Below are 15,270 nucleotides of genomic sequence, written 5' to 3' on the forward strand. Positions count from 1 at the left end.
ATCGGGTCAGGGCAGTAAATAGTTACAGCAGGTGACGTAACAGTGGCGCCATGAACAGGTTGAAAATGCCCGTCAGCACCATCACCAGCCCCGCCACAGAGCCCTCTTCGCCGCCCACCTCATGGGCTCGGCTGACCCCGGCGCCGTGCGCCCCCACCCCGAACAGCGCCCCGCGTGCCAGCGGCGTGCGCAAGGGCAGGTACTTGAGCAGTACCCCGCCCATCAGGGCACCGAGCACCCCGGTGAACATCACGAACACCGCGGTCAGTTCCGGCACACCGCCCAGGTCGTGGGCCAGCGGCATGGCAAAGGGTGTGGTGATCGAGCGTGGCAGCAGCGACAGGCTCACCTGATTGTCCAGCGACAACGCATGGGCCAGGGCCCACGAACTACCGATGGACGCCGCGCTGCCCACCAGCATGCCCAGCGACAGGGCCGACCAGTGGCGTGCCAGCAGCGCCCGCTGCTGCCAGATCGGCACCGCAAAGGCCACGGTGACCGGGCCCAGCACCGACATCAGCCAGTGCGTGTTGCGCGCGTACTCGGCGTAACCGGTGTGCAACGGCACCGCCACCGCCAGCAGCACCACCGGGACCAGGATCAGCGGCGACAGCAGGTAGCGCCCGGTACGTCGGTACAGCCAGCGGCTGCCCAGGTAGGCCAGCAGGGTCAGCGCCAGCCAGAACAGCGACATCGGCTCAAGCGTCATGGCGCAGCCTCCAGCGGCACGCCCACTCCACCGTGAAGGCAGTGGCGAGCATCACCAGCAGCGTGCTTGCACCGATCACCAGCAGAATGCGCCAGCCTTCGCTGCGCAGCAGCGGGCCGTAGTCGAGCAGGCTCATCAGCGCCGGAATGAAGAACAGCAGCATCTCTGCCATCAGCAGGGTGGCGCCGGTCTGCAGGGTGGCCGGCTTGACCCGCCCGGTGGCGAACACCAGCAGCAACAGCGCCATGCCCACCACACCGCCCGGGATCGGCCAGTGCAGCCAGGCCGACAGCTGGCAACCGAGCAGGTACAGCACGAGCAGCACGCCCAGTTCAGCGAGCAAGCGCGAAAATTTCTTGAATGAAACGGCAGTCATCGAAGGGGTCCTCTGAGGCCTGCAGTTTAAAATCCCGCTGCCCATGCAAAAAGCGAATTGTTAGACTGGCCTGCATTCCATAATGGAATTCAGGCAATGGAATTCAAGCAACTACGCAGTTTTGTCGAAGTGGTTCATCGCGGCGGCTTCACCCAGGCCGCGCAGACCCTGCATATCAGCCAGTCGGCCGTGAGCAAGCAGGTGGCGCAGCTGGAGCACGACCTGGGCATGGCCCTGCTCGATCGCCATGGCTCGCAGTTGCACCTGACCGACGCCGGCAAGATCGTGCTGGCCCGCGGCGAGGCCATGCTGCGGCTGCGCCAGGAACTGCACAACGAACTCGACGACCTTGGCCAGCTGGCGCGGGGCGAGTTGCGCCTGGGGCTGCCGCTGCTGGGCAGCGACGCGCTGTTTGCCGGGTTGTTCGCCGAGTACCGGCGGCGCTACCCGAACATCACCGTGCAATTGCTCGAAGGCGGCAGCCTGAACGTGGAGCACGCCGTGCGCAGCGGCGAGCTGGAGCTGGGCGGCAGCCTCACGCCCACCACGCCGGGCTTCGAGTGCCAGCCCTTCTGCAACGAACCGCTGGATGCGCTGCTGCCGGTAGCCCACCCACTGGCCACTGCCGCCAGCATCAACCTGGGACAACTGGCCGACACGCCGTTTCTGCTGTACCAGCGCAGCTTCGTGCTCAATGATCGCCTGCTGGCGGCCTGCCAGGCCTACGGCTTTACCCCGAAGGAAGGCGGACGCAGCGGCCAGGCGGATTTTCTGGCGGCACTGGTGGCGGCAGGCCAGGGCGTGGTGTTGCTGCCACGGGTGGTGGCGCGGGGCCTGGAACGGCCGGGGGTGGTGCGTGTGACCTTGAGCGAGCCCAGCGACCTGCGCTGGGACATCGCCTTCATCTGGCGCCAGGGCGCCTACCTGTCACGGGCGGCGCAGGCCTGGCTGGCACTGCTGCGCGAGCGCCCGCAACCGCTGTGATCAGCCGCGCAGCCTGGCGATGAACTCGGCCAGCCAGGGCTCGGCGTCGGTTTCGGGGGTGACGGTTTCACTGGCGTCCAGACGCAGCATCGGCTGCACTTCGTCGAGGCCCAGTTCGGCGAACAGCTCGCGCAATTGCTCGCCGCCGCCGCAGTAGGTGTCGCCATAGCAGGAGTCGCCCAGGCCGATCACCGCACCGGGCAAGCCGCGCCAGGCACCTGGCAGCACATCGCGGATCTCGCTGTACAGCGGCACCAGGTTGTCGGGCAGCTCGCCCATGCCGGTGGTGGACGTGATCGCCAGAAAGGCCTGCGGGACAAAGCCCTGAACGTCCTGCAGGTTGGCACGGTTGGCCAGCAGGGTCTCGAAACCCGCCGCCTGGAGCAGCGAGGCGGCATGGCGTGCAACTTCCTCGGCAGTGCCGTAGACCGAGCCGGAAAGAATGGCAACTTTCATAACTAATCCCGAAGCTGAGTAAAAGCGTAGGATACTACCACCTGATGCGGGTACCGGACGCTGGCAATTGGCCCGCATGCAGATGCCGACCGCTCGGCAATCCACTAGAATCCTTCGCCTGGGTGCCCCTTTCACATTCGGTTCGACACGATGATCAACGCCAAGCTGCTGCAACGCATGATTGATGCCTCCAACGACGGGATCGTGGTAGCCGAACAGGAAGGCGACGACGACACCATCCTGATCTATGTGAACCCGGCCTTCGAACGCCTGACCGGCTACGCGGCCAACGACATTCTGTACCGCGACTGCCGCTTCCTGCAGGGCGAGCCGCGCGACGATGCGGCCCGGGCACGCATCCGCGACGCCATCCGCAGCGGCCAGCCATGCCGGGAAGTACTGCTCAACTACCGCAAGGACGGCACGCCGTTCTGGAACGAGCTGTCGATCACCCCGGTGTTCAACGAGGCCGACCAGCTCAAGTACTTCATCGGTATCCAGAAGGACGTGAGCCGCCAGGTGGCCGCCGAGCAGCGGGTGCTGGAACTGGAGCAGGAACTGGCCCGGGCGTACGCCCTGCTCGACGCGCAGAAACCCGACGGACGGTCTTAACAAAGCCAGCGAATCGTTGTCCATCACCCACGAAGAAATGATTCCCGATTGAAATTGCCGAGTTCGCCCATGCAATCAGATGCCCTCCTGACCCAGGATGAGCTGGATTTCATTCAGACCATGCACCGTTCGCCACAGCTGAACCTGACGGACGTCACCTCCAGCCTGCGCCTTGATGGCGGCAGCGAGGTGCAGCAACTGTTGACCCGGCTGGTGGCCCAGGAGCAGGTGACCCTGCAGGCGAATTTCGAGAACCAGCAGATGAGCTTTCCGCTGCAGCTGGTGGAAGACGAGTTCCATGCGGTGAGCCTGCAACTGGGCGCACCGAGCATCTATGAAGACGGGCCGATGATGCGCCCCTGGCGCCTCACGCTGGAGCCGCCGGTTGCGCTGGACGACGAGCTGGGCCTGAGCACCGACCTCAAGGTGTGCGAGATGTCATTTCGCGGTGTGCTGGTGCAGGTACCGCGCAATCGCAAGCCGCCCAAGACCTTCAACCTGTGGTTCAGCCCCGAGGCCGACGCGCCGATCAACCTGCAGGGCACCTTGCAGCGCAAGACGGCCGACGGGCTGGCGGCGTATCGGCTGAGCCAGCACCAGCCCCAAGAGATCGAGCGGTTGCGCCAGTACATCCTGCGCCAGCACCGGTTGGCGCATCCCGAATTGCATCCGGATTAACACCGCAGCGCGGCTTTCGCCGGCAAGGCCGGCCCCTGCAGGGNNCCGGCCTTGCCGGCGAAGGGGTTTCAGGTATCCAGGTGCTCTGCCAGGTACTGCTGCAAGCGCCGACGCATCAAGCGCCCCTCACTGCCCAGGCACGCCACCTGCGAGCGCATCAGCGCATCCTGGGCCAGCTCCGCCGCCTCCCCCGCAAACAGCAACGGGCAATCCAGGCCCTGGGCCAGGCGCATCAAGCGCTTGGGCAGCTCGGCCGTCGGTGAATGGTTGGAGAACAGCACCAGTGCCTGCGGCGCCATGCGCTCGCACACCAGGCTCAGTTCCTCCAGCGGCTGCCCCACGGCCAACACCCTGATCACCACCTCGCTGCTGCCCAGCATCAGCGCCGCCACCAGCAACTCAAGCTCGCGGCAATGCCCTGGCATCGCCGCCAGCACCACGCTTACCTCCTGCTGTTCGCGGGCCAGTTGCAGGCGCTGCAAGGCCCGGGCACGCAGGAAACCATCGAGAAACAGCCACTCGCTCTGCGCACCGAATGCCTCGCCGGCCGCGCACAGGTCGTGCCATACCGGCATCAGGATGTCCTGGAACACCACCACCAGCGGATAGCTGGCGAAGACCTGCCCGTACACCTGCTCCAGGCGCCTCTCGTCGAATGCCTTGACGGCCTGGCGCAGCTGCACCTGCCACTGTTTCCAGTCCGCCTGGGTGCCGGGCGCCTGGGCCGAGGGGGCCTGCTGCTGGGTCGCCTGGTTGCGCGCAAGGATCTTGCCGACCTTGCTCACCGCCACGCCGCGCTCGATCCAACCCAGAATGCTGCGCACGTCATCGATGTCGGCCTGGGAATACAGGCGGTGCCCACTTTCGGTGCGTACCGGCTGGATCAGCCCATAACGGCGCTCCCAGGCACGCAGGGTGACCGGGTTGATGCCGGTCAGGCGCGCCACTTCACGGATGGGGAAAAGCTCCTCCTGGCGGTGGGGAGCATCAGGGAGGGAAGCCGAATCAGGCTCGATCATCGCCGTAAAGACCGTGATTGCGTAGTGAAAGGCAATTCTACTCCCCTTGTACCAGCCCGCCGCAAGCACCATGCGCCGGGCAGCCGACACATCAGCACTGACGAGTCAGCTTATTTGCGGAATAATCCTTGCTTGTTCCCACACGAACACTCGAACGCCACCCACCACCCCGGGCAGCGTTGCATGGCCGTGGCTACCCGCCGCGCCGGTTTTTACCAGGAGATACACGATGTCTACCCCTCCGGTTACCTTGATGGTGGCGCGCCGCGTTGCCGAGGGCCGCTACGAAGACCTGATCGCCTGGCTGCGCGAAGGCGAACAGCTGGCTACCGACTTTCCCGGCTACCTGGGTTCCGGCGTGCTGGCCCCGCCGCCCAACGACGACGAATTCCAGATCATCTTCCGCTTCGCCGACGAGAAAACCCTGCATGCCTGGGAGTTTTCCGCCTCGCGCAGCGCCTGGCTGGCCCGCGGCAACGGCCTGTTCCAGCAGCCCCACGAGCACCGGGTCAGCGGCATCGACGGCTGGTTCGGCCCGGCCCTGGCACAACGTCCACCGCGCTGGAAACAGGCCGTGGCCATCTGGCTGGCGTTCTTTCCGGTGTCGCTGGCCTTCAACCTGCTGTTCGGCCACTGGCTGGGCGAGCTCGGCCTGGTGCCACGGGTACTGCTGAGCACCCTGGCCCTGACCCCGCTGATGGTCTACCTGTTCATCCCGCTGTCGACCCACCTGCTGGCCAGCTGGCTGCACCCCAAGCCTGCCCCGCAGAGCGTTGCCGCGCCGCCCGTGGGCACCCGCTGACGCAGCGCCCCGGGGCGTGCAACGGCGGCGAGTTCGGGTATGCTGGGGCCTACCCAAGCGAATATCTGAAGTTGACCGCCCATTACATGAACAGCCCAATTCTTGTTACCGGGGCCAGCCAGCGAGTCGGGCTCGCGCTGGCCATCAAACTGGCGCAGGCCGGCCACACGGTCGTCAGCGCCAGCCGCAGCATCAGCGCGCAGGCGCCCCACCCGAACATCGTGCAGTTCCAGGCCGACCTGTGCCTGGAGCAGGACCGCCTGGCCCTGATCGACCACCTGCGCAGCCGCTATGACGGCCTGCGGGCGATCATCCACAACGCCTCGCTGTGGCTCGACGATGACCTGGCCAACCTGAACACCATGTTCAAGTTGCACGTGGAAGCGCCGTACCACCTGAACCTGGCACTGGGTGAGCAACTGCTCAAGCTGGACAAGTCGGACATCATCCACATCTGCGACGAAACCTCCTCGCGCGGCAGCAAGAGCCATATCGGCTATGCCGCCACCAAGGCGGCGTTGCAGAACATGGTGCTGTCGTTCGCCGAGAAGTACGCCCCCAGCGTGCGCGTCAACGCCATCCTGCCCGGCCTGCTGATCTTCAAGGAAGACGGCGACGAGCAGTACCGCCAGCAGGCGCTGAAGAAGGCCCTGCTTGAATTCGAACCCGGTGCCCAGCCGCTGATCGAGGCCGTGATGTTCCTGCTCGACAGCCAGTACAGCACCGGCAGCAACGTGGTCATCAACGGTGGCCGCCATTTGAAGAACCGCATCGCGGCCGGATGAGCCGCTGCACCGTGAAGGGAACCCCCATGGACCCGCAACAGCAACTCGAACTCGAAGCGGCGGCCTTTCGCCGCCTGGTAGCGCACCTGCGCGAGCGCACCGATGTGCAGAACATCGACCTGATGAACCTGTCCGGCTTCTGCCGCAACTGCCTCTCCAAGTGGTACAAGGCCGCCGCCGACGAGCGCCAGATCGACCTGAGCCTGGATGACGCCCGCGAAGTGGTCTACGGCATGCCCTACGCCGAGTGGAAAACCCATTACCAGAAAGAAGCCAGCGCCGAACAGCAAGCGGCGTTCGCCAAAGGAAAACCCCATGACTGACCTGAACACCCTGCGCAGCCAACTCGACAGTGGCGAACATGTATTCGCCGACACGCTGGCGTTCATCGCCCAGGGCTACACCTACCAGCCACAGGCCTTCACCAATGGCGGTGTGGAAAACGCCGCCGGGCAGAACGAAGGGTCGTGCAAGACCCTGGGCCTGGCACTGCTCGAAGGCCTGAGCGACCAGCACGCGCTGCTGGCGTTCGGCGAGCACTACCGCTCGGTGCTGGCCACCCCCGAGGGCAGCGACCACGCCAATATCCGTGCGCTGATGCAGCACGGCCTGGCCGGCGTGACGTTCGCCGGCGCGCCGCTGCAACGCAAGGGCTGACGCCACACCGCTGCACAAGAACGGCCCACCTGGGCCGTTTTTTCATGCCTGGGGTTCGATCACCTGCCCGGGCACCTGCGCCGGCAGTTGTGCACTGCGCAGCCAGCCCAGTGCAATGGGCCACAGCTGCGCCTGAAAGCGGCTGTGAAAGAACGCGAAATGACCGACCCCCTTGGCATCGACCTGCTGTGCGGCGATGCGCAGGTGCGTGCACGCGCTGGCGGTAAAGTAGCCCAGCAGGCGCTCGATGGCCGGCACCGTACCGAACGGGTCGTCGGTCAGGCTGATCGCCAGGATACTGGCCTGCACCTGGCCAAAGCCCAACGCCCCCAGCGCGCGACCGCTGGGCCGCTGTTCATAGGTAGCGGCGGGTGTCACCCAGTCGCGCACCACGCCGGCCGGGGTGTCCTCCATCCAACCCAGGCGCTTGCCGGGAAAGTAGCCGAACACGCGGGTCAGCAGCGGCATTGCCAAGTGCCATTTGCACAGCAGTTGCCAGCGGCTGCCCGGGGCATAGTCACGCCAGTAGGCGAACTGCGCGCCCACCGTGACCACCCGCCGGATGCTCGCCGCCGACGCCGCCAGGCCCAGCGCGCAACCGCCGAAACTGTGCCCGACCACATCGATGGGCTGCCCGGGAAACTCGCGCCGGGCGCGCTGGAGCATCGCCTCGAAATCCAGCCGGCCCCAGTCCGACCAGCTGGCCTGAAAACCCCGCAAGGCGGCAGGGCGCGATTCGCCGATGCCGCGGTAGTCGTAGGTGATCACGTCGGCGCCATGGGCAAACAGGTAGTCGGCAAAACGCGAGTAGAAACGGCAGCGCACCGAGGTGGCGGCGTTGATGATGACCACCGCCCGCGTGGGGTCCGCCGCGCCGTGGCGCCAGGTGAAGCCGCCCAGGCTGAAGCCGTCTGCCGCCTCTTCGCGAAACGGCTGGGCAACGCTGGGCGCCTGGGTGGTGAGGGGTTGATTCATCGGTGCCGGCTCCTTCAGGGCCCTTCGCAGCGCAGCATCGGCCAGCGGGTGGCCAGCCCGTGTGGGTGATGCGCGAGGCGTAGACCGTCTGTTTCTGGCTAACGTAACGCGCGGTGCGTCGCAGTACCAGCCCGAACAGGTCATTCAGCCCCAGGGGCGCAGCGACTTATCATTGTGGGTTCGGCCACCGGCAGGTTGCGCGGGCGCTGGCCGCCGATCACCGGCGCGCCGGCCCGCGCCCGCCTCAGGCAAGCTCGGTGTAGCGCGCCGCCACCTCGGCCTGGCGGATGTCCGAGATCAGGGTGTGACGCGCCGCCTGGAAGGCCGTCCAGCGGGCGTCGTCATGCAACGGCGGGATGGTCACCCCCTCGCGGCGATCGAACCCCACCAGCGCCGCATCCACCAGGTGGTCCACCTCCATCACCTGCGTCAGGGTGTTGATGTCGATGCCCGAGCGCTCCCAGATCTCGGTACGCGTGGCCGCAGGCAACACCGCCTGCACGTATACGCCGCTGGGCGAGAGCTCCAGGCTCAGCCCCTGCGAGAGGAACTGCACGAACGCCTTGGTGGCGCCATACACCGTCATGCCCAGCTCCGGTGCCAGCCCTACCACCGAGCCGATATTGACGATGGCCCCCTCCCCGGCCTGCGCCAACCGTGGCGCGATGGCATGGGCCAGACGCGCCAGCGCGAGGGTGTTGAGCGTGATGATGCGCGTGACGCTGTCGGCGCTCTGCTCGACGAAGGCCCCCGACTGCGCCGCCCCGGCGTTGTTGATGAGGACGCCGATGCGGGCATCTTCGCGCAGGCGGGTTTCGACCCTGGCAAGGTCTTGGGCCAGGGTGAGGTCGGCCTGCAACACCTCGACGACCACGCCATGAGCCTGGGCCAGGCGGCTGGCCAGCCCGTCAAGGCGATGCCTGTCGCGGGCTACCAGCACCAGGTCATGGCCACGACGGGCAAAACGCTCGGCGTAGGTAGCGCCGATACCGGAAGAAGCACCAGTGATGAGAACAGTGGCAAGGGTAGTCATGGGGTTGCGCTCTCGATGGGTGGGTAACGAGCCGCTATGATGATGATCATAATCTTAATCGTCAACGGTTTTGATGATGGTTGACATCAATGTATAGTGGGCCCCTGACTGACGGCACACGCAGCGAGGAATCTGCACATGAGGGTCACCAAGGCACAGGCGCAGGCCAATCGCGCGCACATCGTCGAAACCGCGTCCGAACTGTTTCGCGAGCGCGGCTATGACGGGGTGGGCGTGGCAGACCTGATGGCGGCGGCAGGGTTTACCCACGGAGGCTTCTACAAGCACTTCGGCTCCAAGGCCGACCTGATGGCCGAGGCTGCTGCCTGCGGGCTGGCCAAGACTGCCAGCGCCGAAGAAGCGCTGGACGTGGCGCAATTTTTCCAGCGTTACCTGTCGCGCGAACACCGCGATGCACGCAGCACCGGCTGCACCATGGCCGCCCTGTGTGGCGACGCGGCGCGCCAGCCGGCCGCAATCAAGGCGACCTTTGCCGAGGGCCTGGAGGGCCTGCTCAAGCGGGCCGAGCACGCAGGTGCCGAAAACGGCGATCAAGACCCGCACACCGCACGCGCCAGGATGATCGAGCGCTTTGCCCAGGCGGTGGGCGCGATCATGCTGTCGCGCGCCTGCCCGGACGATGCGCCATTGGCCGACGAAATCATCGAGGTGTGCCGCAAGGCCATCGTTGCCCCGCTCCCCGACTGAGGTGCCCGCCCCGCAGTTGTCTTAAAACTGCAACCTTTTGGTCATAGTATGGAAGCTGTTCCCGCTGCAGCCCTGTTGCAGCGGGCCTTTGACAAGGACTCGAAACTCAATGCGCCGTGTCGTATTCAATCAGAAAGGGGGCGTGGGCAAGACCAGCATCGCCTGCAACCTTGCCGCCGTCAGCGCCGCCGAAGGGTATCGGACGCTGCTGGTGGACCTCGACCCCCAGGCCAACACCACCCACTACCTCACCGGCCTGCTCGGCGACGACATCCCGGCCGGCATCAGCGACTTCTTCAAGCAGACCCTCTCCAGCGCACCGGGCAGCAAGCGCGGGCGCGTGTGCATCACCCCCACCCGCTACGACAACCTCGACCTGGTGACCGCCAGCCCCGACCTGGCCGACCTGCAGCCCAAGCTGGAGAGCAAGTTCAAGATCAACAAGCTGCGCAAGCTGCTGGTTGAACTGTCCGAAGACTACGAGCGCATCTACATCGACACCCCGCCGTCGCTGAACTTCTACACCTTCAGCGCGCTGGTGGCCGCCGACCGCCTGCTGATTCCGTTCGATTGCGACAGCTTTTCGCGCCAGGCGCTGTACAGCGTGATCGAGCAGGTGGAAGAACTGCGCCAGGACCACAACGAGTCGCTGCAGGTGGAAGGCGTGGTGGCCAACCAGTTCGTCGCGCGCACCGCGCTGCACCAGAGCCTGGTGGACGAACTGCTGGCCGAGGGGCTGCCGGTGCTGCCGGTGTACCTGAGCAGCTCGGTGAAGATGCGCGAATCCCACGAGCTGTCGGTGCCGCTGGTGCACATGGCACCGCGGCACAAGCTGTCGCGCGAATTCGTCGACCTGCTGGGGGCGCTGGAGCGGGCTGCCTGAGGGCTGCCCGCCGGTTGCGCCCTGGCGTCAGATCGACGCCTGGCGCATGCGATCGGACAACGCCTGCGCCGTTTCCTTGCGCTCGGAGTAGCGGTCCACCAGGTGCGCCTGGCTGTCGCGCAGCAGCAGGGTGAACTTGACCAGCTCTTCCATCACATCCACCACCCGGTCGTAATACGGCGAGGGCTTCATGCGGCCCTGCTCGTCGAACTCCATGTACGCCTTGGGCACGGACGACTGGTTGGGGATGGTGAACATGCGCATCCAGCGCCCCAGCACGCGCAGCTGATTGACCACGTTGAACGACTGCGAGCCGCCACACACCTGCATCACGGCCAGGGTCTTGCCCTGGGTGGGGCGAATGGCGCCGAGGGCCAGCGGCACCCAGTCGATCTGCGCCTTGAACACCGCCGACATCGCGCCGTGCCGTTCAGGCGAACACCACACCTGGCCTTCGGACCACAGCACCAGCTCGCGCAGTTCCTGAACCTTGGGGTGCTCCACCGGTACGTCGTCTGGCAGTGGCAAGCCGCTGGGGTCGAAGATGCGCGTCTGGGCGCCAAAATGCTGGAGCAGGCGCGCGGCCTCCTCGGTCAGCAACCGGCTGAAGGAACGCTCGCGGGTGGAGCCGTACAGCAACAGGATGCGCGGCTTTCGCTCGCCGGCCTGCAGGGCGGTAGGCAGGCCTTCGAACAGGCTCGGGTCGAGGTTGGGCAGGTCGTGGTGCATGGGGCCTCCGGGTCAGAGCGTGGCAATGCGGTCGAGTTCACGCTTGAGCGCGTGGGCATCGAGCTGGCTGAATGACAGCGCGAAAAACGCCCGGCAGCGACGCTCGATACGCGCCAGCGCATGGTGAAAGTTCGCCTCCACCTCGTCGTCGGTGCCGGGTTGTTCGGAAGGGTCGGCCAGGCCCCAGTGGGCCTTGAGCGCCGGGCCGAAAAACGCCGGGCACGCCTCGCCTGCGGCCTTGTCGCACACGGTGATGACGATATCCGGCGGGTTGGCCGCGAAGGCCTCGTTGCCCTTGCTGCTCAGGCCCGCTGTACTGATGCCGGCCTGCTGCAGGGTCAGCAGGCTGCGCGGCAACACCTGCCCCCTGGGGAAGCTGCCAGCGCTCAACGCCTCGAAGCCCGCCGGGGCGAGGTGATTGAACATCGCTTCGCAGAGGATGCTGCGACAGCTGTTGGCCGTGCACATGAACAGAACTCGCATGGTGGTGTACTCCCTTTGGCAGGCAGAATGGTCAAAGGCTCAGGCGCAGGGCCAGGGCCGAAAGCGTGATCAACAGCACCGGCACGGTCAGCAGCAGGCCGACCTTGAAGTAGTAGCCCCAGGTGATGCGCGTACCCTTGCGCGCCAGCACATGCAGCCAGAGCAATGTGGCCAGGCTGCCGATGGGAGTGATCTTGGGGCCCAGGTCGCAGCCGATGACGTTGGCGTAGACCATCGCCTCGCGCACCACACCCTGTGCTTCGCTGGCGTGGATCGAAAGCGCGCCGATCAGCACGCTGGGCAGGTTGTTCATCACCGAGGACAGCACTGCGGCAAGCAGCCCGGTGCCCAGCGACGCGCCCCACACGCCATAGGCGGCAAGACGGTCCAGCAACTGGGTGAGCAGGTCGGTAAGGCCGGCGTTTTTCAGGCCGTACACCACCAGGTACATGCCCAGCGAGAACACCACGATCTGCCAGGGCGCCTCGCGCAGCACGCGCCGGGTAGAGATCACATGCCCGCGCGCAGCGACAATGAACAGCACCACTGCACAGGCCGCCGCCACGGCGCTGATCGGGATGCCCAGCGGCTCGAGCAGGAACAGGCCCACCAGCAGCGCCACCAGCACGCCCCCGCCCACGCGGAAGGTGGCGCGGTCGCGAATCGCCAGCACCGGCGCCTTCAGTGCCTGTACTTCGTACACCACCGGTATGTCGCGGCGAAAGTACAGGAACAGCACCAGCAAGGTGGCCGCCACACTCACCAGGTTCACCGGCACCATCACCGCCGCGTATTCGCCAAAGCCCAGGCCGAAGTAATCGGCCGAGACGATGTTCACCAGGTTGGAGACCACCAGCGGCAGGCTGGCGGTGTCGGCAATGAAGCCTGCGGCCATGACGAACGCCAGGGTCGCAGCCGGGGAGAAACGCAGCGCCAGCAGCATCGACATGACGATAGGGGTAAGGATCAGCGCCGCGCCATCGTTGGCGAACAGCGCCGAGACCGCAGCGCCCAGCAGTACGATGAAGGCAAACAGCCGGCGCCCGTTGCCGCGCGCCCAGCGGGCCACGTGCAGGGCTGCCCATTCGAAGAAGCCGGCCTCGTCGAGCAGCAGGCTGATGACGATGATCGCGATGAAGGTGGCGGTGGCGTTCCACACAATCGCCCACACCGTGGGGATGTCGTGCAACGACACCGCGCCCAGCGCCAGGGCCAGCAGTGCGCCGAGGCTGGCGCTCCAGCCGACGCCCAGGCCGCGGGGTTGCCAGATGACCAGGGTCAGGGTGAGCAGGAAAACAGCGATGGCAGTCAGCATCGGGGCGCTCCTGGCTCAGCAGCAGGCAGCAGCACGAACGGGGCGACCGTCCATGTTGTGCAAGCGTGTGGTGTTGTCCTTGAGCCAGTCGGCATTGGCGCGCAGCGTCACCTGCAGCAGGTCGTGCACCCAGCCGGGCAGTTGCGGGTTGAGACGGTAATACACCCACTGCCCCTGGCGACGGTCGAGCAGCAGGCCGCTGGTACGCAGCTGCGCCAGGTGACGGCTGATCTTGGGCTGGCTGTCGCCCAGGGCGCACATCAGCTCGCAGACGCACAGCTCGCCCTGCTCTGCGATCAGCAGTGCAGCGCGAGCGCGGGTTTCGTCGGCCAGGCTCTTGAACAGCTCGGGTGGGGTAATCATTGTGGGCGGCCCTTACATATGGATAACCGAATATACGGATATCCATATGTTATCTGCAACCGGATTTTTCAGCGCCTGCCATCAACCTCCCCAGCGCGTCACCCGCCGTTGGGGGCCGGTTTTTCGCGCAAGGCCGTGTGGTAGATCTGCGCCGAACCGAGCACGGGCTGGGTGGCACCATGGCGGGCGATCGACAGCATTGCCTGGCCGATGACCTCGGTGCTCAGCACCTTTTCGGGCAACAGCGCACGCGCCAGGCTCAGCAGCGGGCCGGTGAACCGGTAGAACACGCGGTACGCGCGGGTTCTGGAGGTGGCACCGTGCAACGGTTGAATCACCGCCGGGCGCAGGATGTGCACGCGCCTGAACGGCAGGCGCAGCAGGCTGTTCTCCGTCATGCCGCGCACCCGCGCCCACATCGTCGAGCTGGTTTCGCTGCTGTCGGCGCCCGCCCCGGAGACGTAGATGAAGGTGGCATGCGGGTTGAGCTCGCACACGCGCTGGGCCACCGCCAGGGTCAGGCGGTAGGTCATGTGGGTGTACCGCGCCTGGGTCATGCCCGCCGCCGAAACGCCCAGGCAGAAGAAACACGCATCCACATCGCGCAGGTCGTCGTCGAGCAGCGTGGACGGGTTATCGGCGAAGGCCGGCCTGACCACCTGCCGGAGCTTGGGGTGCTGGGCGTTCAGGCGTGAGCGCCCGATCAAGCGAACGGACTCCACATCCTGCGCCGCCAGGCATTCGCGCAGCACCCCGCTGCCGATCATGCCGGATGCACCAAAGATCACTATGTTCATGGCGTAGGCTGGCCTCGCTCAGTCTGAAGGGTGCGCCGGCTTCATGCCGACGGCCATTGCGGCGGTGCCGTGCCGAAATCGGCCGCGAGGCTGACCGGCTTCCAGCGCTGCATCGCTTCGCTGCGGGCGGCCTCTTCCACCTCGACCACATACAAGGCGTCCGACCCCAACAGTAGACGCGACGGCAGCCCTTCACGAGCGGCCAGCGCCACGATCAGCTGTGCAATGCGCTCGGGGTCGCCCACTTCGTTGCCCACGTAGGACTCGATCAAGGCCTTGAACGCGGCCATCGACGCCATGTAGTCCGGGGCCAGCCCGGTGAGCGTGCTGCGGGCCTGGTGGCCCCAGTCGGTACGCATGCCGCCGGGCTCCAGGGTGCACACCTGGATGCCGAACGGCGCGACCTCCTTGCCGACCACGTCGCTGAACCCGCCCACGGCCCATTTGGCCGCCTGATAGGCCGACAGACCCGGGCTTGCGATGCGACCGCCGGCCGATGACACCTGAAAGATATGGCCGCGGCCCTGGGAACGCATCACCGGAATGGCCGCACGGGTGAGGTTGACCACGCCGAACAGATTGGTCTCGACCTCGGCGCGAAAATCATCGGTGGGGATATGCTCGAACGGCTGGATATGGCCGAAGCCCGCGTTGTTGACCAGCACATCCAGCCGGCCAAAACGGCGCACGGCCTCGGCCACGGCGTGCCTGGCCTGCTGTTCGTCGGTCACGTCCAGTTCGAACGTGGCCAGGTTGGCGCCGTACTGCGCCTGCAGCTCGACGAAGCGTGTGATGTCGCGTGCAGTGGCCAGCACCTTGGCGCCGCTGTGCAGCGCCGCCTCCAGAATGGCGCGCCCCAGGCCTCGGGACGCACCGGTAATCAACCAGACTTCAGACATGATCATT

Annotated in this window: 21 protein-coding genes; 9 read left to right on the forward strand and 12 right to left on the reverse strand. The window is 66.0% G+C overall.

Annotation, left to right across the window (positions count from 1 at the left end):
• Positions 1–22: 22 nt before the first annotated feature.
• Positions 23–709 carry an LrgB family protein gene (locus B4I46_RS24445; RefSeq protein ID WP_286902241.1) on the reverse strand — a complete coding sequence of 229 codons (687 nt, stop codon included), beginning with the start codon at positions 707–709 and terminating at the stop codon, positions 23–25.
• Complete coding sequence (locus tag B4I46_RS24450; protein WP_043860423.1) at positions 699–1,085, reverse strand: CidA/LrgA family protein; 387 nt, start codon at positions 1,083–1,085, stop codon at positions 699–701. Before B4I46_RS24450 ends, B4I46_RS24445 begins: the two co-directional genes overlap by 11 nt.
• A gap of 96 nt (positions 1,086–1,181) precedes the next feature.
• Here B4I46_RS24450 and B4I46_RS24455 point away from each other — a divergent pair, with 96 nt between their 5' ends.
• Positions 1,182–2,069 (forward strand): LysR family transcriptional regulator, encoded by an 888-nt coding sequence (locus B4I46_RS24455; protein WP_210014846.1) that lies wholly within the window; start codon positions 1,182–1,184, stop codon positions 2,067–2,069.
• Here the strand turns inward: B4I46_RS24455 and B4I46_RS24460 are convergent, their stop codons facing one another.
• The gene (locus B4I46_RS24460; RefSeq protein ID WP_286902242.1) at positions 2,070–2,525 is read right to left on the reverse strand and encodes a flavodoxin; all 456 of its coding nucleotides are present in this window, start codon (positions 2,523–2,525) and stop codon (positions 2,070–2,072) included.
• 150 nt (positions 2,526–2,675) lie between these two features.
• On the opposite strand from B4I46_RS24460, the gene B4I46_RS24465 reads away from it, so the two are divergent.
• On the forward strand, positions 2,676–3,137 hold the full coding sequence (locus tag B4I46_RS24465; protein ID WP_078479492.1) for a PAS domain-containing protein: 462 nt from the start codon (positions 2,676–2,678) through the stop codon (positions 3,135–3,137).
• A gap of 69 nt (positions 3,138–3,206) precedes the next feature.
• Positions 3,207–3,815, forward strand: coding sequence for a hypothetical protein (locus B4I46_RS24470; RefSeq protein ID WP_043860427.1), 609 nt, complete (start codon positions 3,207–3,209; stop codon positions 3,813–3,815).
• A 68-nt stretch (positions 3,816–3,883) separates the two neighbouring features.
• Here B4I46_RS24470 and B4I46_RS24475 read toward each other — a convergent pair whose 3' ends face one another.
• Positions 3,884–4,834 carry a MerR family transcriptional regulator gene (locus B4I46_RS24475; protein ID WP_043860428.1) on the reverse strand — a complete coding sequence of 317 codons (951 nt, stop codon included), beginning with the start codon at positions 4,832–4,834 and terminating at the stop codon, positions 3,884–3,886.
• Between the two features lie 229 nt (positions 4,835–5,063).
• On the opposite strand from B4I46_RS24475, the gene B4I46_RS24480 reads away from it, so the two are divergent.
• The 4 genes from B4I46_RS24480 to B4I46_RS24495 all read left to right on the forward strand — a co-directional run bounded on the left by B4I46_RS24480 (position 5,064) and on the right by B4I46_RS24495 (position 7,078).
• Positions 5,064–5,636, forward strand: coding sequence for an antibiotic biosynthesis monooxygenase (locus B4I46_RS24480; RefSeq protein ID WP_043860429.1), 573 nt, complete (start codon positions 5,064–5,066; stop codon positions 5,634–5,636).
• A gap of 86 nt (positions 5,637–5,722) precedes the next feature.
• Complete coding sequence (gene folM, locus B4I46_RS24485; protein ID WP_054914885.1) at positions 5,723–6,421, forward strand: dihydromonapterin reductase; 699 nt, start codon at positions 5,723–5,725, stop codon at positions 6,419–6,421.
• A gap of 26 nt (positions 6,422–6,447) precedes the next feature.
• Positions 6,448–6,744: a DUF1244 domain-containing protein gene (locus tag B4I46_RS24490; protein WP_123752868.1), complete on the forward strand. Its 297-nt coding sequence runs from the start codon at positions 6,448–6,450 to the stop codon at positions 6,742–6,744.
• The gene (locus B4I46_RS24495) at positions 6,737–7,078 is read left to right on the forward strand and encodes a HopJ type III effector protein (RefSeq protein ID WP_043860432.1); all 342 of its coding nucleotides are present in this window, start codon (positions 6,737–6,739) and stop codon (positions 7,076–7,078) included. The genes B4I46_RS24490 and B4I46_RS24495 overlap by 8 nt, the downstream gene beginning before the upstream one ends.
• Positions 7,079–7,120: 42 nt before the next feature.
• On the opposite strand, the gene B4I46_RS24500 is transcribed toward B4I46_RS24495, so the two are convergent.
• Positions 7,121–8,053 (reverse strand): alpha/beta fold hydrolase, encoded by a 933-nt coding sequence (locus tag B4I46_RS24500; protein WP_054914887.1) that lies wholly within the window; start codon positions 8,051–8,053, stop codon positions 7,121–7,123.
• 244 nt (positions 8,054–8,297) lie between these two features.
• Positions 8,298–9,086 carry an SDR family NAD(P)-dependent oxidoreductase gene (locus tag B4I46_RS24505; protein WP_286902243.1) on the reverse strand — a complete coding sequence of 263 codons (789 nt, stop codon included), beginning with the start codon at positions 9,084–9,086 and terminating at the stop codon, positions 8,298–8,300.
• A gap of 138 nt (positions 9,087–9,224) precedes the next feature.
• On the opposite strand from B4I46_RS24505, the gene B4I46_RS24510 reads away from it, so the two are divergent.
• Together B4I46_RS24510 and B4I46_RS24515 are read left to right on the forward strand one after the other, a co-directional pair.
• Positions 9,225–9,794 (forward strand): TetR/AcrR family transcriptional regulator, encoded by a 570-nt coding sequence (locus tag B4I46_RS24510; RefSeq protein WP_286902244.1) that lies wholly within the window; start codon positions 9,225–9,227, stop codon positions 9,792–9,794.
• 109 nt (positions 9,795–9,903) lie between these two features.
• Entirely contained in the window at positions 9,904–10,677 is a 774-nt protein-coding gene (locus tag B4I46_RS24515) for a ParA family protein (protein WP_054914890.1), read from the forward strand.
• Between the two features lie 27 nt (positions 10,678–10,704).
• Here the strand turns inward: B4I46_RS24515 and arsH are convergent, their stop codons facing one another.
• The 6 genes from arsH to B4I46_RS24545 form a co-directional block, all read right to left on the reverse strand.
• Positions 10,705–11,406, reverse strand: coding sequence for an arsenical resistance protein ArsH (gene arsH, locus B4I46_RS24520; protein WP_043860437.1), 702 nt, complete (start codon positions 11,404–11,406; stop codon positions 10,705–10,707).
• 12 nt (positions 11,407–11,418) lie between these two features.
• Positions 11,419–11,889 (reverse strand): arsenate reductase ArsC, encoded by a 471-nt coding sequence (locus B4I46_RS24525; RefSeq protein ID WP_286902245.1) that lies wholly within the window; start codon positions 11,887–11,889, stop codon positions 11,419–11,421.
• A gap of 31 nt (positions 11,890–11,920) precedes the next feature.
• Positions 11,921–13,204 (reverse strand): arsenic transporter, encoded by a 1,284-nt coding sequence (locus B4I46_RS24530; RefSeq protein ID WP_258660004.1) that lies wholly within the window; start codon positions 13,202–13,204, stop codon positions 11,921–11,923.
• A gap of 15 nt (positions 13,205–13,219) precedes the next feature.
• The gene (locus B4I46_RS24535; protein WP_043860440.1) at positions 13,220–13,567 is read right to left on the reverse strand and encodes a metalloregulator ArsR/SmtB family transcription factor; all 348 of its coding nucleotides are present in this window, start codon (positions 13,565–13,567) and stop codon (positions 13,220–13,222) included.
• Between the two features lie 98 nt (positions 13,568–13,665).
• Entirely contained in the window at positions 13,666–14,364 is a 699-nt protein-coding gene (locus tag B4I46_RS24540; RefSeq protein WP_286902246.1) for an epimerase, read from the reverse strand.
• A 41-nt stretch (positions 14,365–14,405) separates the two neighbouring features.
• The gene (locus B4I46_RS24545; protein ID WP_286902247.1) at positions 14,406–15,263 is read right to left on the reverse strand and encodes an SDR family NAD(P)-dependent oxidoreductase; all 858 of its coding nucleotides are present in this window, start codon (positions 15,261–15,263) and stop codon (positions 14,406–14,408) included.
• Positions 15,264–15,270 lie beyond the last annotated feature (7 nt).

The sequence above is a fragment of the Pseudomonas sp. UBA7500 genome (assembly GCF_002478435.1).
Taxonomy (GTDB): Bacteria; Pseudomonadota; Gammaproteobacteria; order Pseudomonadales; family Pseudomonadaceae; genus Aquipseudomonas; species Aquipseudomonas palmensis.